The 18,927-nt window shown below is 46.6% G+C and carries 22 protein-coding genes; 13 read left to right on the forward strand and 9 right to left on the reverse strand.

What is annotated here, in order from left to right; translation table 11 throughout:
• Positions 1-59: 59 nt before the first annotated feature.
• From QUA04_RS02130 to QUA04_RS02140, 3 genes are all read left to right on the forward strand, one after another.
• The gene (locus tag QUA04_RS02130) at positions 60-365 is read left to right on the forward strand and encodes a hypothetical protein (RefSeq protein WP_333253313.1); all 306 of its coding nucleotides are present in this window, start codon (positions 60-62) and stop codon (positions 363-365) included.
• Between the two features lie 92 nt (positions 366-457).
• On the forward strand, positions 458-1,225 hold the full coding sequence (locus QUA04_RS02135; protein ID WP_333253315.1) for a hypothetical protein: 768 nt from the start codon (positions 458-460) through the stop codon (positions 1,223-1,225).
• Positions 1,226-1,639: 414 nt separating this feature from the next.
• Entirely contained in the window at positions 1,640-2,077 is a 438-nt protein-coding gene (locus tag QUA04_RS02140) for a hypothetical protein (RefSeq protein WP_333214099.1), read from the forward strand.
• 151 nt (positions 2,078-2,228) lie between these two features.
• On the opposite strand, the gene QUA04_RS02145 is transcribed toward QUA04_RS02140, so the two are convergent.
• Positions 2,229-2,474, reverse strand: a complete 246-nt coding sequence (locus QUA04_RS02145; RefSeq protein WP_333253317.1) for a hypothetical protein — start codon at positions 2,472-2,474, stop codon at positions 2,229-2,231.
• A gap of 89 nt (positions 2,475-2,563) precedes the next feature.
• Here QUA04_RS02145 and QUA04_RS02150 point away from each other — a divergent pair, with 89 nt between their 5' ends.
• The 3 genes from QUA04_RS02150 (at position 2,564) to QUA04_RS02160 (ending at position 3,448) form a co-directional block, all read left to right on the forward strand.
• A complete protein-coding gene (locus QUA04_RS02150) occupies positions 2,564-2,707 on the forward strand; it encodes a hypothetical protein (protein ID WP_333253319.1) in 144 nt (47 codons plus the stop codon).
• Positions 2,708-2,983: 276 nt separating this feature from the next.
• The gene (locus QUA04_RS02155) at positions 2,984-3,265 is read left to right on the forward strand and encodes a hypothetical protein (RefSeq protein ID WP_333179978.1); all 282 of its coding nucleotides are present in this window, start codon (positions 2,984-2,986) and stop codon (positions 3,263-3,265) included.
• The gene (locus QUA04_RS02160; protein ID WP_333253321.1) at positions 3,266-3,448 is read left to right on the forward strand and encodes a hypothetical protein; all 183 of its coding nucleotides are present in this window, start codon (positions 3,266-3,268) and stop codon (positions 3,446-3,448) included.
• A 373-nt stretch (positions 3,449-3,821) separates the two neighbouring features.
• Here QUA04_RS02160 and QUA04_RS02165 read toward each other — a convergent pair whose 3' ends face one another.
• The 3 genes from QUA04_RS02165 to QUA04_RS02175 are packed head-to-tail and all read right to left on the reverse strand — an operon-like array spanning position 3,822 to position 5,504.
• On the reverse strand, positions 3,822-5,006 hold the full coding sequence (locus QUA04_RS02165; RefSeq protein WP_333253323.1) for a class I SAM-dependent methyltransferase: 1,185 nt from the start codon (positions 5,004-5,006) through the stop codon (positions 3,822-3,824).
• 37 nt (positions 5,007-5,043) lie between these two features.
• Positions 5,044-5,220 carry a hypothetical protein gene (locus QUA04_RS02170; RefSeq protein WP_333048382.1) on the reverse strand — a complete coding sequence of 59 codons (177 nt, stop codon included), beginning with the start codon at positions 5,218-5,220 and terminating at the stop codon, positions 5,044-5,046.
• Between the two features lie 59 nt (positions 5,221-5,279).
• On the reverse strand, positions 5,280-5,504 hold the full coding sequence (locus QUA04_RS02175) for a hypothetical protein (protein WP_333253325.1): 225 nt from the start codon (positions 5,502-5,504) through the stop codon (positions 5,280-5,282).
• 183 nt (positions 5,505-5,687) lie between these two features.
• Between QUA04_RS02175 and QUA04_RS02180 the strand changes: the two genes are divergently transcribed.
• From QUA04_RS02180 to QUA04_RS02190, 3 genes are all read left to right on the forward strand, one after another.
• The gene (locus QUA04_RS02180) at positions 5,688-8,462 is read left to right on the forward strand and encodes a phycobilisome rod-core linker polypeptide (protein ID WP_333253326.1); all 2,775 of its coding nucleotides are present in this window, start codon (positions 5,688-5,690) and stop codon (positions 8,460-8,462) included.
• 114 nt (positions 8,463-8,576) lie between these two features.
• Positions 8,577-9,044, forward strand: coding sequence for a hypothetical protein (locus tag QUA04_RS02185; protein WP_333253329.1), 468 nt, complete (start codon positions 8,577-8,579; stop codon positions 9,042-9,044).
• A gap of 4 nt (positions 9,045-9,048) precedes the next feature.
• Positions 9,049-9,969, forward strand: a complete 921-nt coding sequence (locus tag QUA04_RS02190) for a pentapeptide repeat-containing protein (RefSeq protein ID WP_333253332.1) — start codon at positions 9,049-9,051, stop codon at positions 9,967-9,969.
• A 248-nt stretch (positions 9,970-10,217) separates the two neighbouring features.
• Here the strand turns inward: QUA04_RS02190 and QUA04_RS02195 are convergent, their stop codons facing one another.
• From QUA04_RS02195 to QUA04_RS02210, 4 genes are all read right to left on the reverse strand, one after another.
• Positions 10,218-10,670 carry a DUF732 domain-containing protein gene (locus QUA04_RS02195; RefSeq protein WP_333253334.1) on the reverse strand — a complete coding sequence of 151 codons (453 nt, stop codon included), beginning with the start codon at positions 10,668-10,670 and terminating at the stop codon, positions 10,218-10,220.
• A gap of 158 nt (positions 10,671-10,828) precedes the next feature.
• Positions 10,829-12,163: an alkaline phosphatase PhoX gene (locus QUA04_RS02200; RefSeq protein WP_333253336.1), complete on the reverse strand. Its 1,335-nt coding sequence runs from the start codon at positions 12,161-12,163 to the stop codon at positions 10,829-10,831.
• Positions 12,164-12,502: 339 nt separating this feature from the next.
• Positions 12,503-12,652, reverse strand: coding sequence for a hypothetical protein (locus QUA04_RS02205; protein WP_333253339.1), 150 nt, complete (start codon positions 12,650-12,652; stop codon positions 12,503-12,505).
• Between the two features lie 151 nt (positions 12,653-12,803).
• Entirely contained in the window at positions 12,804-13,670 is an 867-nt protein-coding gene (locus tag QUA04_RS02210) for a LysR family transcriptional regulator (RefSeq protein WP_333253341.1), read from the reverse strand.
• 108 nt (positions 13,671-13,778) lie between these two features.
• On the opposite strand from QUA04_RS02210, the gene QUA04_RS02215 reads away from it, so the two are divergent.
• From QUA04_RS02215 to QUA04_RS02230, 4 genes are all read left to right on the forward strand, one after another.
• Positions 13,779-14,459, forward strand: a complete 681-nt coding sequence (locus QUA04_RS02215; protein ID WP_333253343.1) for a type 1 glutamine amidotransferase domain-containing protein — start codon at positions 13,779-13,781, stop codon at positions 14,457-14,459.
• Between the two features lie 597 nt (positions 14,460-15,056).
• Positions 15,057-16,421 carry a P-loop NTPase fold protein gene (locus QUA04_RS02220; protein WP_333253345.1) on the forward strand — a complete coding sequence of 455 codons (1,365 nt, stop codon included), beginning with the start codon at positions 15,057-15,059 and terminating at the stop codon, positions 16,419-16,421.
• A gap of 184 nt (positions 16,422-16,605) precedes the next feature.
• On the forward strand, positions 16,606-17,619 hold the full coding sequence (locus QUA04_RS02225) for a shikimate dehydrogenase (protein WP_333253347.1): 1,014 nt from the start codon (positions 16,606-16,608) through the stop codon (positions 17,617-17,619).
• Between the two features lie 111 nt (positions 17,620-17,730).
• Positions 17,731-18,162 (forward strand): hypothetical protein, encoded by a 432-nt coding sequence (locus QUA04_RS02230; RefSeq protein ID WP_015175619.1) that lies wholly within the window; start codon positions 17,731-17,733, stop codon positions 18,160-18,162.
• A gap of 252 nt (positions 18,163-18,414) precedes the next feature.
• Here the strand turns inward: QUA04_RS02230 and QUA04_RS02235 are convergent, their stop codons facing one another.
• Positions 18,415-18,702 (reverse strand): YggT family protein, encoded by a 288-nt coding sequence (locus QUA04_RS02235; RefSeq protein WP_006631083.1) that lies wholly within the window; start codon positions 18,700-18,702, stop codon positions 18,415-18,417.
• Positions 18,703-18,927 lie beyond the last annotated feature (225 nt).

Consider the following 18,927-nt stretch of genomic DNA (forward strand, 5'->3'; position numbering starts at 1 on the left):
CTTCCAGGATTGTTATTGTTATTAAAATATTTACACATCGGAGGGAAGCGGCGGCCGCAGTGATTTTCATTGAATTAACAAGCTGGGTAGCACTGTCCGATCGACACGGGGCGATCGGCTCGACACTTGCCACGGCTGACATGGGTGGCACGGCTCCAAAATTGCAGGATAGACGCCCTGTTGTGAGGTTTTGGGATCGATTGCACGTCTGGCACTGGCACGGCTGCCACAATTGCACCCTAAGCACGTCTGACACGGCTCGGAGTGTTGGCAGTGTCGGAGCGGTTGCACCTTGCCACGGTGGGAATGTTGCGGGTCTAGCGCTGTCGGAGTGTTGGAGCGGTGGCGGGGTTGTGTCAGTCTAGCTTTTTTGCATCAAGTGTCGAGATGTAAATAGTTGATGTCTTTAAAAATGTTTTGTGTTAAACTACTTTACTGTAATTTAGGAATGTTCTGTATGATTACTTCACATATAATGATGCCTACCTTTAGAAAGGATTCTTTATTTCAATCTGTTGAAGATAGTTTTACTTTGACAGAGGTCGCTAGGTACGATTTTGACTTAGGTTTAGAAGTAGGTGAGTTAATTAAAATTAGTAATATTACATCTTTATCTTTAGAGCTAGATTACATTGTTGAAGCTAGAGTTAAAAATAAATCAAAAATTCTTAAAGAAGAAAGGATAATTGTTGATGAGGTTGAGAAGGCTAAGTTTATAGTAAGAATTGAGTACGTTGTAGAATTTGAAAATAAAAAGGATTTAGACACATCTTATACTGGTCAAGAAAAAAGTTTCCTCTCATCCGATTCAGATTTGTTTTTAATGGAACTGGTAGAACTAGCGTATCAAGATAGCATAACTATTCCCATCACTCTTTTTGTTCAAGGTATAGTTGTTAAAGGGTGGTTGAGTAATGAAAATTGGTATTTTGTAAACATAAGAAAACATATCAAGAAGGCTATTAGTATTTATCCTACAGATGAAAGTAGAGTTAAATTTTTAGATTCCTTTAGAGAAGGAAGAAAACTGAGAAATCAAGAATTTATCTATTTATCAAGTGCGGAGATTCAATTTGGCAATTCTAGAACTAGAACAACCGATTGGGGTTTTTGGAGAGGTCGTTTAAGCCATGTTGATGGATTTTTGTTAGGTCACGTGACAAACGAAAGTTCATTCAGTTTAGAAGATGAATATTGGAATGATGAGGCTTATAACGATCTTTAATTAAACTTAGTAAAGTAAAGTTTTCGATATCCTTCCATCACTTGTACATACACACAGTTCTAGATGTTTGACGCTCTAAATCAGGAAATCACTCTTTCCTGATTTAGTAAAGTAACGTGCCTGATATTTGTTGATCTTCTTAACTGGTTCCCAGGCTCTTGGCCTGGGAACCGAGATCCAGAGGCTCTGCCTCGCTAACGGATAAAAATAAAAACAGGAGGCAGAGCGTCCTGGAATGTGTTCGGACTGTCACACTGCTACGGCTGGCAGGGTTGGCAAGTTTGGCGATCGTTTCGCTGGCACGGTCGGAGCGGTGGGAGTGTTGGTAAGGTTGGAGCGGTTGCGGGTCTAGCTTTTTTACGTTAAACCTTCAGGTGTATAGGGTTTTTGGGTCAGGTGAGGTATATCGTTCTTATGTTTAAAAATCTTTTGATTGGTCTAATCTCTACTGCCGGAGTTTTCTTTCCTTCTTTTTCTGGTGGGAGTGTCGCTACTCCGTTGCTCCAAGTTCAAAATCCCAACACATATCCAGAGGCTGACAAAAATGGAGACTACCGCATTGTCAACGGAAATAGTGTAGTCATGCCTTGGGTGTGGGAAGCCGTAGATCCAGAAGGTTTGAATGTTCGCTGTCAAGATAGGACTGGTCCGAGTAACCGACTGGATATGCTTGAGTTGCCCGTTGATAGAGTTATGCCACCTGGAGAAAGATTTGATACTGTTGGAATTTCTCTTGACCGACGGGGAAAACCTTGGCTATGGGTTGGTACTTCATTCAGTCGATTTCGCTGCTGGGTTAGAGCTAATACAAATTACGTCCGACCGATTCAAAGAATTAATCGCAACCTATAGCTTTTTTTGTTGGTCTTCTTAACTGGTTCCCAGGCTCTAGCCTGGACACCGAGATCCAGAGGCTCTGCCTCGCTAACGGATAAAAACAAAAACAGGAGGCAGATGCTCATGGAATGTGTTCCCAGGCCTTAGCCTGGGAACGAGCAAACACCTACGCTTTGCGCTTCCGACGGCGAATCAGCACACTCATGACTTGGTTCGGATTGGCTGCACGCTGTACGGGACTCCAATCGCCGACTTCGGCAAATCCCAGACGGTACAAAGTGAGTATGGTTTCCCTGACACCCTTGGGCGAACCTGTCACCGTTACACAAACCACATCCTGTTCCGATTCTGCTGCTGAGTCGTCATTTGGCCGTGCAAATTTGTTGTCGTCAGGCAAGAATTCCTGTGACATAATTATGTTCTCCTGGTTTTGGGTTTTCTAGAAAAACCCAAAAACCCAGCCGCCCCGCTTTTCAACGCATAGCAGGGCGGCTACAGAGAGTGTTATCATACTCCGTTAGCCTCCAGACTGCTGATACCAGTTTGGCGGTGAGCTGTCCATTGCTGCTACCAACAGCTTTGGGCAGTGCAACTAGATTTTTGGGCGACGCGGGTTACTTCCTCTACAAGCAAAGCAACCTCTAACTTCAAAGCGTAGCCGCAGACGGGGGCCTGTGTCAATCCATTTGGGATTTGGGATTTGGGAAAGGTGCGTCAGCTTTGAGATTGCTTCACTACCTTCGCAATAACAGAAAATCCTAGTACGTGCATCCAGGATTAACTGGTTCCCAGGCTAGAGCCTGGGAACGAGCAATCGCCTACTTCCTAGGCTTTGCGCTACAGTTATAATATTCAAATCAATTTAAAAAGTGCGATCGATTTTGTTATCATCAGCCCAAAAACTTGCACTCAAGGATAATTATGCTGCACAATCTTCAGCAATCTCACGAACAAGAGATACAGACGATTACTCAAGTTTTGGGAAAAATCACCAACCGCACGGCGGATCAGATTAAACCATTACTAGATGCGATGCTCAAACAGCTAATTGAACCTCAACAACCTCCATTTTATGAAACAGCTACCCCAACAGAATGGTCAATAGCATTTCAAGAATGGGTTGACAGTCATCGTACCCTAAATCTCCCCACTCTTTCAGATGAAGCTATTAGCAGAGAGAGCATTTATGGAGACAGAGGTTAAATGCCGTTTCTCGTAGATACTAACATACTGCTGCGTAGCATCGATACAGCACACCCAATGAATCCTGATGCCGTTAATGCCGTGATTACTCTGCGCGATCGCGGGGAACAACTTTATATCGTACCCCAAAATTTGATCGAGTTTTGGAACGTTTGCACGCGCCCGATCCAGAGAAATGGATGAGGGCGTACTGCAACAGAAGCAGAGGCAGAAATTAATCGCTTAAAACAGCTTTTTCCTCTGTTGTTGGATACCGAAGCAATTTATCAAGAATGGGAGCGACTGGTGATAACGTATAAGGTTATAGGTGTTAACGTTCATGATGCGCGGCTAGTTGCTGCTATGCTAGTTCATGGTTTAACCCATATCCTAACTTTTAACATTGCTGATTTCGCTCGTTATTCACAAATTACGGCTGTTAATCCTCCAACTGTAAAACCTTGATTAATTGGGAATTTAACATAAATTATACTCCGAGCAAAGAACAGGCAAGATGCCTGTTCCACAAAAGGCTAATTTGATTGTGGGGAGTAGGAGTTAAGCATCTTGCCCGCCCTTAGATTTTACCGGGTGTGAGCAAAATTAGCTGTTTTGATAAGATCGATCGCACTTCATCCAATCCCATCTCCACATCCGCCAAAATCTCTCCCACAGTTCTGGTATTGCAACCTTGCAAAAACTCAAATTCCGCACTTGACAAATTGACCAATTGGTAATTGCAATCAAACACTTGTTGACTAGGCCAACCGTGCATACAACCACTCAACTCTGGAATTGCCGCCAAAAGTGCCTTATCGTCCGACCAATCAATCTTATTAACAGGCTTTTTGCCCAAGAAAAACTCGTAATGAGTGATTTCGGTATCCAACAATTCAATTAATCGATAAAGCTCTCGTTCCGTCAAACCCTGAGCTCTTTCTATCAATTCCGGCGCTTTCCCCAAAAGTCTTTCTAACTGCCAATATCCCGGATTTGAGAAACCGATAAATTCCAATCCCGAAGCGTCAATTAACTCGAACAAAGTCTCAATATTGTAGTCAATTTCCTGCGGGTGAACGTACATATCAGCAAAACATTCGTCTCGCTGATTTTCTCCTGCCCAACGCTGTTTTTCGTACTTGATAAGACGGTTGTTTTCTGGTAAAGAAGCAAAGATTTGACGACCGAGTTTCACACCATCGGGATAGTCACCTTTTTTCGGGCCTTGGAGAAGGGCGATCGCCCTTTGCATGAGTTGAATTTCCCAGCGTCCGAGCTCAGCATACACAAAAATGTGCATCAAACCGCCCTCGGCCAACTTCGCCGCCAGCGCTTGAATGCCCCGGATCGGATCGGGTAAGTGGTGCAACACGCCCACGCAGTTGATCAAATCAAACTCGCCCTCTAACTCGGCGGCATCGTACAGGCTGAGGTGGCGAAAATCAGCTTCGCGGGCCCCCGATCGCCGACAGCGTTCTTGTGCTACCTTCAAAGCACCCGCACTCAGGTCGATCGCCGTTACCGAAGCTTCAGGATTGAGGTGAATCAGATAATCGGTGCTCGAACCAGTGCCGCAGCCAGCATCTAAAATCCGAATATCGAGTTTTGGCGGCTTTTGGCCAGTGCAAAAATTGTAAGCATCAGGCCAACTCCAGCGCCAGTTGTACCCAGGGGGCGGTTCATCTGACAAAGGATCGGGCGGGAAAGGGAAAGTATCGTAAAGCCGCCGCACGGCAGCACTGATATCAGGCGTAGTATCCATAGGTGAGGTAATAGTGCGTGGGTTTTGAGATTGGTTGTCAGTAGCTACGGACGAACAGCGCGACGCGATGCACTTCTATTGCTGCGTTACTGGCAACCAAAGTGGCGTCTCGCCAAGTTGGGAAGCCTAAGAGAGAGCGATCGGGCGATCGACTAACCCCTGGTAGCCAAGCCCTGACAGCTTCTGCGTAATAAAACTTATCATTTTTTCTCATATACGCTCTCTTAAATCTATACAATAAATCTCGGCAGGCTTTTTCACAAACGAGGACTGTCAATAACCCACCGCTGAACTGTCGGGTAAAGCGGAGGCGTCTTTAAGCAGAAAGTTAAAGGCAAGAGAAAAAGGCAGAAGAAATTTTTGATTTTCTTTTCCCTTAATTGACGGCACTTGCTGCAATCGCCCAAAGGCAACTCTCCTGCCGAGTCTTTTTTTCCACGGGTATACCGGCGGATCGCAGCGGAGGGAGTACCCCGTGCCTGCCTTCGGATCGGACATTTCCCGGCAGGCAGAAAGATGAAACCAAAACATTTTAATCTAAGAAAGTAAGCGCGCCCGAACCTCGTGACAGGTAAAGGCAAAAAGTAAACAAAGCAAAAATACCTACTTTGACCTGCATCAGAAGGCAAGGTTAGTCTGGTTAAATGCTGCAACTATTTGGATAGGGAGCTAAGGAGTCTAATGACTGTAAAGGCAAGTGGTGGAAGCTCGGTTGCGCGTCCGCAACTATATCAAACTGTACCGGTCGCAACAATTTCGCAAGCAGAACAGCAAGACCGCTTTCTACAGCGGGGCGAACTCAGCGAACTAGCAAGTTATTTCAGTTCCGGGGCTCTTCGGATCGATATCTCTGCGACGCTGACCCAAAACTCGGAACTGATAGTATCCCGCGCAGCCAACCGGATTTTTACCGGCGGTTCCCCGCTGGCATTTTTGGAAAGACCACAAGAACCTGCGATGGCTGTAGCAGGCGCGGCTCGCGGCGGTACGGCGAATGTCTCTGAAGGCATGAAACTAGGAAATGTCACCTACGTAGAAAGCCGCGCAGGCGGTGGCAACGGCGGTGGCGGCGGTGGTTTCTTGGGGCTAGGAAATCTATTTTCTGGCAACGGTGGCGGCTACAGCGGCCCAATCCCCGCAGGATTTCAGCCGATCAATGTCTCGCGCTACGGCCCGGGCAACATGACCAAATCTCTGCGGGATTTGAGCTGGTTTTTGCGCTACATCACCTACGCAATTGTCGCTGGCGACCCGAATATTATTTCGGTGAACGTGCGCGGATTGCGGGAAATCATCGAAAATGCTTGCTCTTCGGCGGCCACAATTGTGGCAATGCAGGAAATGAAGGCAGCATCCTTGGGCTATTTCAGAAACAATGCAGAGGCAAGTGCGATCGTCGGACAGTATTTCGACGTAGCAATTACCGAATTCAAAGCTCCCACACCTTCAGACAAGGTGCGGCAGCGCGAAAGCAACGACCAGCAAGGGCTGCAACTGCCCCAAATCTACTTCAACGCAGCCGAGCGACGGTCGAAATTCGTCATGAAAACCGGTCTGTCGTCGGCCGAAAAGCTCGAAGTAATCAAAGCAGCTTACCGCCAAGTATTCGAGCGCGATATTACCCGCGCATACAGCCAAAGCATTTCTGACCTGGAATCCAAGGTCAAAAATGGCGAAATCTCGATGAAAGAGTTTATTCGTCGTCTTGGCAAATCTCCTCTTTACCGTCAGCAATTCTACGAGCCGTTTGTCAACAGCCGTGCTGTAGAATTAGCCGCTCGTCACTTCCTAGGTCGCGGTTTGAGCTCGCGGGAGGAATTTAGCAAGTATTTTGCGATCGTCAGCAAAGGCGGCCTGCCAGCCCTCGTAGACGCGATGGTTTATTCCCAGGAGTATTCCGATTACTTCGGCGAAGAAACAGTGCCTTACCTGCGCGGTTTGGGCCAAGAAGCTCAGGAATGTCGCAACTGGGGCCCGCAAATTGATTTGTTCAATTTCAGCGCTCCGTTCCGCAAGGTTCCTCAGTTCATCACCTTGTTTGCTGGCTACAACCAGCCTCTGCCAGACCAGCACGTTTACGGTGTTGGCAATGATCCGTTAGAAATTCAGTTTGGCGCGATTTTCCCGAAAGAAACTCGCAACCCCAAGAGCCGTCCGGCTCCCTTCGGCAAGGACACCCGCCGCATCCTGATCCGTCAAGGTGCAGGTATTGACAATCAGTTGAGCAATCCGGCGGCTCGCGGTGCTGCTCCTGGTTCTCTGGGTCCCAAGGTCTTTAAATTAGACCAGTTACCGAGCAACTATGTTGCTTCCAAGAAAACTGCCCGCGGTGTCTCTAGCAGCTACAGCAATGCTTCCAGTGTCAAATTTACCGAAAGTTCCACCCAAGCGGTGATTCGGGCTGCTTACCTGCAAGTGTTTGGTCGCGATGTGTTCGACGGCCAGCGCCAAAAGGTAGCGGAAATTAAGCTGGAAAACGGCGAGATTCCGATGCGCGAGTTTATTCGGATGTTGGCGAAGTCTGACGTGTTCCGCAATATGTACTGGAGCAAGCTTTACGTTTGTAAGGCGATCGAGTACATTCACCGCCGACTCCTGGGACGCCCTACCTATGGCCGCCAGGAAATGAACGCTTACTTTGACATTTGCGCCAAGAAGGGTTTCTACGCGCTGGTCGATAGCATCCTGGACAGCACGGAGTACAACGAAGCTTTTGGGGAAGATACAGTGCCCTACGAGCGCTATGTGACTCCCGGTGGTTTGTCGATGCGGACGATGCGCTCGGGTTCCGTCGCTGAGCAAAATGTCCAAGCTCAGACGCCAGAAACTCCTCGGTTTATCGAACTCGGCACTGCGCTCGATCGGGGCGAATTCGAGTTACAAAATAGCCTCGCTCAAGGTGTCAGCAAGCGGCGCGAACAAACTAAGGTGTTCAAGCTGACGACTACTTCGGACAAAGTAGCTTTGAAAACTTTAATTCAAGCTGCTTACCGTCAAATTTTTGAGCGCGACATCAACCCGTATGTTGTGAAGAATGAATTCACGGCGCTGGAAAGCAAACTGGGCAACAATGAAATCAATCTCAAGGAGTTCATTGAGGCTTTGGGTTCCTCGTCGCTGTACATCAAACAGTTCTACGCACCTTATCCCAATACTAAGGTGATTGAGTTGGGAACCAAGCACTTCTTGGGCCGCGCTCCCCGCAATCAAGCGGAGATTCGGACGTACAACCAAATCTTGGCAAGTAAAGGGATTAAGGGCTTTATCAACGCGATGTTGAACAGCGTTGAATATGCCGAGGCGTTTGGCGAGGATACTGTTCCTTACCGTCGCTTTCCGACTCTGCCTGCTGCGAATTTCCCGAATACCGAAAGGCTGTACAATCAACTCACCAAGCAGAATGATGAGTTGGTGGTTCCAAGCTTTGAGCCAGTAGCTGCTACTGACAGAAGCTAACAACAAACTGCAAGAAAATTGAGTTGGTAGGTTGACAAAAATCCCTCGCTATGGTAACGCTGTAGCGGGGGATTTTTGGTAGAGGGCGATCGGGAATTGGGAATCCAGTAACAGATGAATCCAAAGGGCAATAACGAGCAATCAAATCCACTGAAAAAACTCAGGACTCCCCCTACAACCTCAGAGGCTCAATTAATTCAAAATCGAGAGACTTGGCTACCGCGTGCCGAAGCTCTAGCAGTAGATAAAGCTCAGGAAGTGATGAATGACCTTTACAGGGAGGGAGCAGAGTACGGTGATGGAAGTTGTGCTTTCATGGTAATGAAGGAACAATTTGAAGGAGGCGTAGGAAATCCACCGCAGTCGCTAAAAGATAGCACCCTCCACGCTGGAAAGTGCCAGCAGTACATTAAGGGACTGCGGAGGCATTTAGCAAAGTTGTCCTCTGAGGCACAGCAAAAAATTGAGCAGGAAATTGTCAAGATGGAAGAGGCGCTAAAATGGGCTGAAGACTACCGCAACAGCGATGAACCGGAGATTCCCAGATGGGCAAAACCTTGGAAAGAACAATTGGGGAAATAAAGTAATGCTTAAGTTAGACAGCAAGCGCAGTCGTTATTTAGGAATGGATTGGCAAAGCAAGCAGCATCCATTTGCGATCGAGCCGAATGACTCTCTAATCTGTTGCGATTTAAGAGGTTGTATCTTTGATAAACTAGATTTATCGGGATGTGAGTTTTTTGGTTGTCGCTTGAATGGAACATCTTTTCAAGGAGCAACTTTACATGAAACAAAATTTATTGGCTGTTTTTCTGATGAAGGAGATCGCCCAACGGATTTTAGCAATACGATCGCAGGAAGTGTATCAGTAGTAAGTTCTCACATAAACTTTCTATCGGAAGAACATCAGCCTAATTTTCAAAATAGTTTCTGGGGTGATGATTTAATCTTGGGAGATTCTATCCGAAATGTTTTTAGATGGCCTTCGGAAGTAGCAAAGGCTGCTGCTGATACACTCTCAGAACGCAATGATGTTAGATACAATGCTACTGTAAAATTGGGAGAGATAGATAATCCCGTTGTTGCTCCTCTACTGGGTTGCTTGCTTGCTGACAAGGAATGGGATGTAAGGGCGATCGCCCTGGAAGTATTAGGGAAGCTACGACATCAGGAATTTGGGTACGGCGACGAAGTATTATTAGAGTGGATGTTTGTATGTCTGGGAGACAAGCATTCGATCGTGCGGCAGACAGCGGCAGAACTTGTAGAAACTATTTCACCGCCAGAGCGCGTTTTACTGACTTCTATTAATAGAATGGTTGTAGGTACTTCCGATGAGGAGCGACTGGCTGGTTTGCTGGCGGTTATTGAACTCTGCCAACTCGATGATAATTATGTTGATTTATTGGATCGAGAAGTAATTGATTCTCTACTTTTAAAGGAAGGATCTGAAATTCGCAGCGAATCCTCGCGGCTGCTGGAGATTATTGGCGATCGGGCGATTTAGAATTATTGAAAGTGGCAAAATTATAAGATCCGTTTGATTTTTGGCAACTGTCTTTCAGATTTCCGAAAAGCCAGCCACATACAATTGTTAACAGCCTATGCAGGTTTGAGGACAAGTGTCAAGCGATTTTCTTTCACCCGAATCGCCACAGTAACCCCCCGCAGCTCACAGAGGCAATCCGAGCCGCCGCTCCTACTTCTGAAGCGCCTGTAATGGCAGAGGCGATCGCTCCACAGAGACTTCCTTGCTCAGTCGTCAAACTCAGGGCAGTAATATTTAGGAGCCAGAGCGTTAAGTGCATCAACTTCAGCATTGCCTTGAGGTTGCAGCAAGTCGATCGACATTCCCGCACTGAGCGCATTACATATCCCGCGCGCACGTTCGATAGCGGCTTGGGGATTTCGCTGAACGCGAGACACGGCATCAGATGAGGCTGAATTGAGCCGTTTGCTCAACGATCGTTGGTAACTATTAAGAAAGTCCTGGTCATTTGGCTGTAAAGCGATCGGGCGGCCTCTGCCACTACTTCCACAAAGCTTACCTAAGTCGATCGTTCGACCATCACTCGTCTGTATATAGCAAACGTAATCAACGGGTATTTGAGCGACTGAATCACTAGATTGAGATAAATCAGCGCCAAAGGCGATCGACACCATTACCAGAGAATAAAACACTCGTTTCGACTGGCGGACGTATTGCACAACTCTTCAAACTCCCACAAACCGTTAAACTTTCATAATTTTCTAGAGAACCAACACCGGATATTGCCACAATCCGGCGTGATTCGTCATATTCTGCATAGTGCGAACATTAAGCGTTTTACAGGCAAATAAAATGCTCGCACTATAAGGCAGTAATGTTATGCTCCTCGTTGAGACTTCCAAGGGCCCCAAATGGCAAACGTGATGCCTGGGGTTTGGATATTAACGAACAAAGTTTGACCATCGGGCGAGAAGCAGGCTCCCGCAAACTCCCGATCGTTGATAGCATTTTTGGCCAGATGATACAGTTCCCCGTTGGGAGTTACGCCCACCACGAACTGCTCATCATTGCCATCTTCGCAAATAATCAGATCACCATGAGGTGCCACAACAATGTTGTCAGGCCCATCGAGTTCGTCAGCCGATTTAGCCTCAACAAAAAGTTCGATCATATCTCGATCGGGAAGATACCGCCAAACCTGACCAAATCCGTTAGGTCTGCCATTGGCATCAACAGAGCCACCGTTCGTACAACAGAAATAAACTTCACGATTGCCGTACCAGATGCCTTCCCCACGAGCAAACTGGGCAGCACCTTTACCGAAACCTTCGACCCGTACCGTATCCGTAGCAGGGTCAGGATTGTCAATTGTCACCCATTCCACCGGCATCGGTTGGCGCTTGGGAAACCCTGCAAAAGTCTTTGCCTGAGCCATATTCTTAATCTTCAGCGCTTGCAGAGTGCCCCCTGCCCTTAAAATGTTCCGTTGAGATGGGATAAAGCGATAGAAGAGGCTATCTGCTCGGTCTTCAGTCTCGTAGACAATTCCAGTTGTGGGGTCGATCGCCACCGCTTCATGGTTAAACCGTCCCATCGCAACTAAAGGTACGGGATTCACAGGAACCTTTGTCTGAGCCGGAACTTCAAAGTTGTAGCCGTGAGATTTCGACACATTGGTCGGATTGTCAGGTCTATTAGTCGCCAGAGTCGAGGTATTCTCCTCGCAAGTAATCCAAGAACCCCAGGGAGTCGGCCCGCCCGCACAATTTCGATAAGTACCGCTAAGCGAAGCGTAGTGGTTGACGAGCTGACGATTGGGTCCTACCTGTAGTGTTGTTGTCCCCCCTTTGCAAAGAGGATCGTAAGGATTTGGACCCACAACTTGTGTTGTAGAATTCGGACTCAGTTCGTGATTGCGAACCAGAATCACCGTATTTTGGGGACCTGGGAAAGCCGCCATGCCATCGTGACCACCGGGAACAGGGGAACCATCGCTCATCATTTCGCCGGTTCGTGAAAAAGCCCGATACTGAAACCCACGGGGTAAATCTAACAATCCATTCGGATCGGGTACGAGTGGTCCATACCCTCCCCCAAATACTGATTGACCATTGGCTTTTCTGGCATAAAGCGCTTCTAGAGGAGAAATCATCAAAGTGCCAGCAGCGCTCGCTCCTGCCAAGGTAAAAAACTTTCGTCGTGATAGTTGCATCAGCTTTTCCGGTGAATTTAAAAAAAGCATACTAAACATCCATCAAGACCAAGATAAGGTTGGTTTAACTTCTCATTAAGGTTTTTTCATAGTTGTTCAATGTCAATCCCAGTGGCTCGTAACGGCTCGGCGAACCTGGCTGTTCGTTGCTCTGTTTTTTCAGCCAGTTGACGTTTTTTTTATGTAGGGACTTGTAGGGTGGAAAGCACGTTAATCAGCTTTATGCAAACACATTTTTCTAATGGGAATGTATGTCTATTCACTTGTCAAATTTTAGGAGAATCCACTAACATTTATGAGGCTTTAGTTGCGCCATCTATTTTTTAGTTTCGCCAGCTTCTATTTTTTTTTAACAGCTTCTATTTCTTCAACATCTACCCGGATAATAGCCGTTTCAAATTCTACGCCCACAACTTGGCTGACTTCGAGGATTTCTACAAAACTGGCACATTCAGATAGCGGTTTGCAATTGGATGCAGTACACCCCAAACGAGGAGCTTCTTCTTTTCGGCATTCTGAGCCTGTACGTCATCCTAATGAGAACCGCTATAAAGTCTTAATTCTCGTTCGCCAGCAGTGCCTGGTAACGCAGATCCAGAGGCTATGCCTCGCGTTGATAGAATTATTGAAATTGGTAAAATTATAACATCCGTTTGATTTTTGGCAACTGTCTTTCAGATTTTCGGAAAGCCAGCCAGATGCGATTGGTAACAGCCTGTGCAGGTTTGAGAACAAGTGTCAAGCGATTTTCTTTCACCCAATCTGCACACAAGTAGTCGGGAAGAACGCTAAAGCCAAATCCCAAGACAACCGCTTGTCTAATTGCTCTTAAATCGGGCACGATAAGTTTCGGATGAACGTCAATTCTTGTGCCAAATACAACTCGCCAAAAGCGGCGGGCGATCGGCAATTCTTCGCTGTAAGCAATCCAAGGTTGGGTTATAAGCCATTGATCGAGTGGATTCAGATCAGCTTGGCTGGTTCCTTCAGCAATAGGATTTGCAATATTTGGCGGCCCAATAAGCCAGAAATTTTCCTCGAATAGCAGTTGACATTCAATATCGGATAAAGTGATTTTTTGAGTGGCAATTACAATGTCTAGCTTTCCTGCTTTGAGTTGTTGGATTAACTCTGGTGTTAACCCAAATTGCACGGTGTAAAAAGTGCGATCGTCCTGCGGTAGTCGATCGAGAATTCGTTCTGTGAAAAATTCTTGGGGCGTACCGATTCTGATTGTTTGCGGAGTTTGGGATGTTGAGTTTTTGTGGGGAATTGATTCGAGTTTCTCGATCGCACCAGCAATTTGAGTATAAAGTCTTTGTCCCGCTTCCGTGGGAACCATCCGCCTCGGAGTCCTTTGAAACAAGGGATTTCCCAAAGCTGACTCTAGGGCTGCGACGTGTTGGCTAACAGCCGGTTGCGTGAGGAGGAGAACTTGGGCGGCCCCCGATACGGTTCCCCCGCGGTAAACTTCGATAAAGCTGCGATACCATTCAAAGTTAATCATAAATAGATTTATACCAGCTCTAAAATTTTATAATTTGTATTTTAGATAAATTCCACCTAGGATCAGAACAACAGGCACAAACACACCTGATAGTAAGAGGAATAGACGATGACTAGCCAAAAAGTTCTGATTGTTTTAACCAGCCACGGTACATTGGGCGACACTGGTAAAGAAACTGGTTTTTATCTCCCAGAGCTGACGCATCCCTTGGACGCATTTACTCAGGCCGGATTAACGGTAGATTTTGTCAGCCCCAAAGGCGGTAAAGCTCCAATGGTTGGGGTTGATTTAGAAGATCCGCTAAATAAGGCTTTTTTAGAGGATTTGCAACAGGTGGCGCGAGTGGAAAATACTCTCAATCCTGCACAAATTGACCCCGCAGAATATGGCGCTATTTTCTACGCTGGGGGACACGGTACAATGTGGGATTTTGCCGATAACCAGGAACTTGCTGCGATTGCTGCTGCTATTTACGAAGCAGGTGGCATTGTGGGTGCTGTCTGTCACGGGCCAGCGGCGTTAGTTAATCTTAAGTTGTCGGATGGTGAGCACCTGATTGCAAATAAGACTGTGGCTGCTTTTACTAATGAAGAGGAAGCCGCTGTGGAACTGACTGAAATAGTGCCGTTTTTGCTGGAGTCGAAATTAATTGAACGCGGCGCTAATTTTACGAAAGTTCCTAATTTTCAGGCTCATGTTGTCGCGAGCGAGAGGCTCGTCACAGGCCAAAATCCCGCTTCTGCAGCAGGTGTCGGTCACAAAATGGTAGAATTGCTCAAAAATAAGTAGTGCCCAAAAAAATATCACACCGAGAAACCCGGTTTCTTAAACAACACCTTCGCGTCTAAGTCACAATGCTCTAAGAAAGTAGGTTGGGTTGAGGCACTCGTACCCAACGCCATCAATTTTAAATTTTAGATTTTAGATTTTAGATTTTAGATTTTTGCTCCCATCTAAAATCTAAAATCTAAAATCAGTTGTTGGTTTCGCTTCACAAGGGCCCAACGTGCTGTAAAAAGGGCGAAGGTATTATAAAAAAAACCTGGTTTCTGGATACCTAATTACTACCTGTTTTTTTTTATTCGGTTAACCGTACTCCAATAGCCAGTTTTATTCGAGAACATTACTGCCAATTTTTCGTCTGTGATGTCAATGAATTCGCGCTCGCTGTACGAGGATAAATTACTTGTTTAGGGGGGTATTAGTGAATTACATTCATTCCCTGTACGCAAAAATTACGTATAATTTGGGAGTGCTGGTTAAGGGGGGAATCAAGATATTGAGAACCCCCTCAAACATCCGAATAAGTTGCGAACTTGTTCGGATTAGTAAAGTAGCGAAACGAATAAGCTATTAGGGCATAATGTAGTTTTGAGCGAACAGGGTATGGAACTAAATTTACAGAAATTTTATAGAGCCTGCAATCCCAGCTACACCCTGGCAGTAGCAAATCAAGAAGACCGACAATACTATATCGATTTCTCATCAGTGCGGGGCGGCACAATCGTCGAACAATTGGAGCGCACCATCAGCCGTCTGTCCCCCGATGCACCTACCTGTCAATTATTCACCGGTCACATCGGCTCTGGTAAATCAACAGAATTGCTGCGGCTGCAAGCTCAATTGCAGCAACAAGGATTTCATGTTGTTTACTTTGAGTCGAGTAAAGACTTAGACATGGCAGATGTCGATATCACTGACATTTTGTTGAGCGTTGCTCGTCAGGTGAGCGAAAGCATTGAGAAAATGAAAATCAAGCTGCAACCTACGGGTTTTAAAGCTTTGCTTAAAGGGGTTGCTGATGTTTTTCAAACTCAAATAGACTTGAGCGCTGAAGCTAATATCCCTGGTTTTGGGGAAATAAATGCCAGCACGGAGGGAGAATTTTCTCTGGCGTTGGGAATTGGCAAAATTACTGCTAAGGCGAAAGATGCTCCGAATCTGCGATCGGAGTTGAGGCAATATTTGGAGCCGCGAACTAACGTAATTTTAGATGCACTGAATAAGGAGTTGCTGGAACCGGCTAATAAAGAACTGAAACGCCAAGGGAAACAAGGACTTGTAGTAATTATCGACAATCTCGATCGCATACACCTGTGCGCGAAACCGACGGGGCGGCTTCAGCCGGAATACTTGTTTGTCGATCGCGGCGAACAGTTGGCCAGACTAAATTGCCACGTCGTGTATACAATTCCTTTGGTGCTGATTTTCTCTAACGATTTGGGCCAGTTGACCAATCGATTTGGGGTAGATCCGAAGGTTTTGCCGATGGTGCCGGTGCAGTTGAGCGACGGTTCTGAGTGCTCTGAGGGTGTGGAATTGCTGCGGCAGATGGTTCTGGCGCGGGCTTTTCCGACGGTGCATCCTTCACAGCGCTATGCTTTGGTTGGCAAAGTTTTCGACTCTGCGGAAACTCTCGATCGCCTGTGTCGAGTCAGCGGGGGTCATGTCCGCAATTTGCTGCAACTGCTGTATAGCTGTCTGCAGAAACAAGACCCTCCTCTGTCGCGGGAAACTTTGGAAAATGTGATCGTCCAGCGCCGCCACCAGCTTACATTGGCGATCGAACCCGATGAGTGGAAATTGCTGCGCCAAGTATCCGCTACCAAAACTGTGAGTGGGGAAACTAAATACCAAATCTTGCTGCGGAGTCTCTGGGTTTTTGAATACCGTTACGGCGAGGATTACTGGTTTGATGTCAATCCGATTTTGGCTGACGCCAAAGAGTTTCGGGAAACAGTTGAGAGTTGAGAGTTGACAGTTAACAGTTGACGGTTTACAGTCACTCGGCGAGGAAAATCGCTTCTGAACCAACGAAGTTCACTCTTAGCCGACTAAAGAATAAGGGCCCAACTGTAGCAGGTTCTGGTACGAAAACTAACAAAACTCAACAGTCAACCGTTAACAGTCAACAGTCAACAGTCAACTAACAACAATGATTAAAGGCACTACTAAACTGTTGGGAGTAATTGGTCATCCCGTCGAACATTCTCTGTCGCCGGCGATGCACAATGCTGCTATTTCCCACTTGGGAGTCGATTTTGTTTACCTGCCGTTTCTGGTAAAACCAGGGGATTTAAAAGCTGCTCTTGCAGGATTTGCGGCGATCGGCGTTCAGGGATTTAGCATAACGATTCCGCACAAACAAGCAATCTTACCGCTGTTGTCGGAAGTTTCCCCGATCGCCCGAGCGATCGGCGCAGTCAATACCGTATACCTGACTGATAAAGGTTGGTGCGGCACAAATACTGACGTTGAAGGCTTTCTCGCGCCGCTGCAAACCCCCCCAACTCGCCCTTACCAAGGGGGGGCTAAAGACGCGACCTCTCCTTTAGAAAGGGGCAATACGGCTGTCGAATCTGATTCGGCTCCTTACGAAACAGGGGCTGTTGAATCCTGTCCCCCCCCTTACCAAGGGGGGGCTAGGGGGGGTTCCGATTGGAGTCAGAAAGTAGCGGTAATTTTGGGGAATGGCGGGGCGGCGAGAGCTGTTGTGGCTGGATGCGCTCAATTGGGATGTGCAGAGATTCACGTTGTCGGCCGCAACGAACAAAATTTAGGGGAATTTCAGCAGAGTTGGGTCAATTCTCCGATGCCCGTGCAGAATTTGCAGATCCATACTTGGAATAATTTGTCAAGGTTAATTTCGCAGGCAGATTTGCTGGTGAACACGACGCCTGTGGGGATGTATCCGCAGGGGGAAAAGTCGCCGGTTGCGGCTGGTGAGATTGATCGAATTTCAGCAGGTGCGATCGTCTATGATTTAATTTACACCCCGAATCCTACCCAGTTTCTCAAAGATGCACAGCTTCGCGGAGCGCGAGCTATTGACGGACTCGAAATGCTAGTTCAACAAGGAGCAGCCGCCTTAAAAATTTGGCTCAACAAAGAATCCGTCCCAGTCGATGTGATGCGCCAAGCCTTGCGACAGCATTTAGGTCTAGACTAATGCCATTTCTTAAAAAAGTAAGTAGCTGTAGTTTTCAGAATTCCTATAAGTAGGAATTTGAGGCTGAATTCGCGCTAAGCTGAGAATTAAAATATACTTCCCCCGCCATTTATGAAATTTCGAGCTATCAGCCTTTTTTTTGCTACTTGCCTAATCGGAATTTTTAGTTTGGTATTCACTCCACCTGCTTGGGCTCTGACGCAGATTAAACTTTCCGACCTTTCTTATCGCGAATGTCCCGCAGAAATGGGAGAAGGAACAGTCACCAGCGGCAGTTCTATGGAAGCTAACTGCTTTTTGATTACTGGGAAAGCTGAAAATAGCACCGGCAAACCAGTTGTCAATGCCGATATTTTCGGCCGCATTTATGATGCCGACGACAATCCGGTGATGCAAAACCGGACTCGCTTGGGTTCTATAGAAGAAGTTCCTCCCGGAGTTAGCGATTTTCAGCTCAGAATTTCGGTTGCCGCCAATCAACGCACACCTTTGAAGCTCAAGCAATTTAAAGCTACAGGTTTTACTGGCGTGGTTCGCCGCTAACGAAACTATTTGAGATTTTAGATTGCTAATTTGAGATTTTGGGTTGGCTGCCCGTGAAACCGATCTGCAGTTTGAGATTTTAGATTTGAGATTGTTGAGTGGCTGGCAATTTCTCATTTCTAATGTAGAACTAACTCCCCAGCTTTTCAACCGGGGAGTTCATGTCAACATCTCAAATCTAAAATTTAGTTGTCTGTAGCTAGGTCTGCCAAACAATTTAGGCTAGATGCTTAAAAACTTAAGCTTTTCAAACTACAAGGATGTTTGCAAGCTGGTCAAAAGACCGATCAAGAATTCCGAGCCGAACTGAAGTACAAAAAAGGCAATCAGTGGCGAAAAGTCAATCCCTCCCAAGGGGGGGATAATCGATCGGAATAGATTGAGGTAAGGGTCCGTTAACTGACTCAAAATCGAAAACGGGGGGTCGTACCAATTGATATTGGGGAACCAGCTTAACAGCACCCGGAAAATCATCAGGACTAGATAGATTTGCAGAAATGTCGCTAGCGTGGTTGCCAAAAGGCCTATTGAAGAACTCATAAATTTTGCTTGTAGTTTGAGTAAAGTTTACAGACACTTTAACTGTGAGTTTAGCATAGCTGGGGGAGTGGGAGTGGGGGGGTGAGAAAGGAGGGAGAGGGTTAGATGGGGAGAGGGGGAGCGTTTTTGTTGTTCCTTGTTCCTTTTGTCTCTCCCTTTTAGCTGGAAAGATGAAGAGAGAAATGTGGGACTGTTGACCGATCGCCCGCATGGATCTGCCAGACT

The organism is Microcoleus sp. S13_C5, assembly GCF_036700845.1.
GTDB lineage: Bacteria > Cyanobacteriota > Cyanobacteriia > Cyanobacteriales > Microcoleaceae > Microcoleus.

Excerpts from the sequence above, each read along its gene's own strand:
- QUA04_RS02135 (WP_333253315.1), top strand. The coding sequence starts at position 458 with ATGATTACTTCACATATAATGATGCCTACCTTTAGAAAGGATTCTTTA.
- QUA04_RS02140 (WP_333214099.1), top strand. The coding sequence starts at position 1,640 with ATGTTTAAAAATCTTTTGATTGGTCTAATCTCTACTGCCGGAGTTTTC.
- QUA04_RS02145 (WP_333253317.1), bottom strand. The coding sequence starts at position 2,474 with ATGTCACAGGAATTCTTGCCTGACGACAACAAATTTGCACGGCCAAAT.
- QUA04_RS02155 (WP_333179978.1), top strand. The coding sequence starts at position 2,984 with ATGCTGCACAATCTTCAGCAATCTCACGAACAAGAGATACAGACGATT.
- QUA04_RS02160 (WP_333253321.1), top strand. The coding sequence starts at position 3,266 with ATGCCGTTTCTCGTAGATACTAACATACTGCTGCGTAGCATCGATACA.
- QUA04_RS02165 (WP_333253323.1), bottom strand. The coding sequence starts at position 5,006 with ATGGATACTACGCCTGATATCAGTGCTGCCGTGCGGCGGCTTTACGAT.
- QUA04_RS02170 (WP_333048382.1), bottom strand. The coding sequence starts at position 5,220 with ATGAGAAAAAATGATAAGTTTTATTACGCAGAAGCTGTCAGGGCTTGG.
- QUA04_RS02175 (WP_333253325.1), bottom strand. The coding sequence starts at position 5,504 with ATGTCCGATCCGAAGGCAGGCACGGGGTACTCCCTCCGCTGCGATCCG.
- QUA04_RS02180 (WP_333253326.1), top strand. The coding sequence starts at position 5,688 with ATGACTGTAAAGGCAAGTGGTGGAAGCTCGGTTGCGCGTCCGCAACTA.
- QUA04_RS02185 (WP_333253329.1), top strand. The coding sequence starts at position 8,577 with ATGAATCCAAAGGGCAATAACGAGCAATCAAATCCACTGAAAAAACTC.
- QUA04_RS02190 (WP_333253332.1), top strand. The coding sequence starts at position 9,049 with ATGCTTAAGTTAGACAGCAAGCGCAGTCGTTATTTAGGAATGGATTGG.
- QUA04_RS02200 (WP_333253336.1), bottom strand. The coding sequence starts at position 12,163 with ATGCAACTATCACGACGAAAGTTTTTTACCTTGGCAGGAGCGAGCGCT.
- QUA04_RS02210 (WP_333253341.1), bottom strand. The coding sequence starts at position 13,670 with ATGATTAACTTTGAATGGTATCGCAGCTTTATCGAAGTTTACCGCGGG.
- QUA04_RS02215 (WP_333253343.1), top strand. The coding sequence starts at position 13,779 with ATGACTAGCCAAAAAGTTCTGATTGTTTTAACCAGCCACGGTACATTG.
- QUA04_RS02220 (WP_333253345.1), top strand. The coding sequence starts at position 15,057 with ATGGAACTAAATTTACAGAAATTTTATAGAGCCTGCAATCCCAGCTAC.
- QUA04_RS02225 (WP_333253347.1), top strand. The coding sequence starts at position 16,606 with ATGATTAAAGGCACTACTAAACTGTTGGGAGTAATTGGTCATCCCGTC.
- QUA04_RS02230 (WP_015175619.1), top strand. The coding sequence starts at position 17,731 with ATGAAATTTCGAGCTATCAGCCTTTTTTTTGCTACTTGCCTAATCGGA.
- QUA04_RS02235 (WP_006631083.1), bottom strand. The coding sequence starts at position 18,702 with ATGAGTTCTTCAATAGGCCTTTTGGCAACCACGCTAGCGACATTTCTG.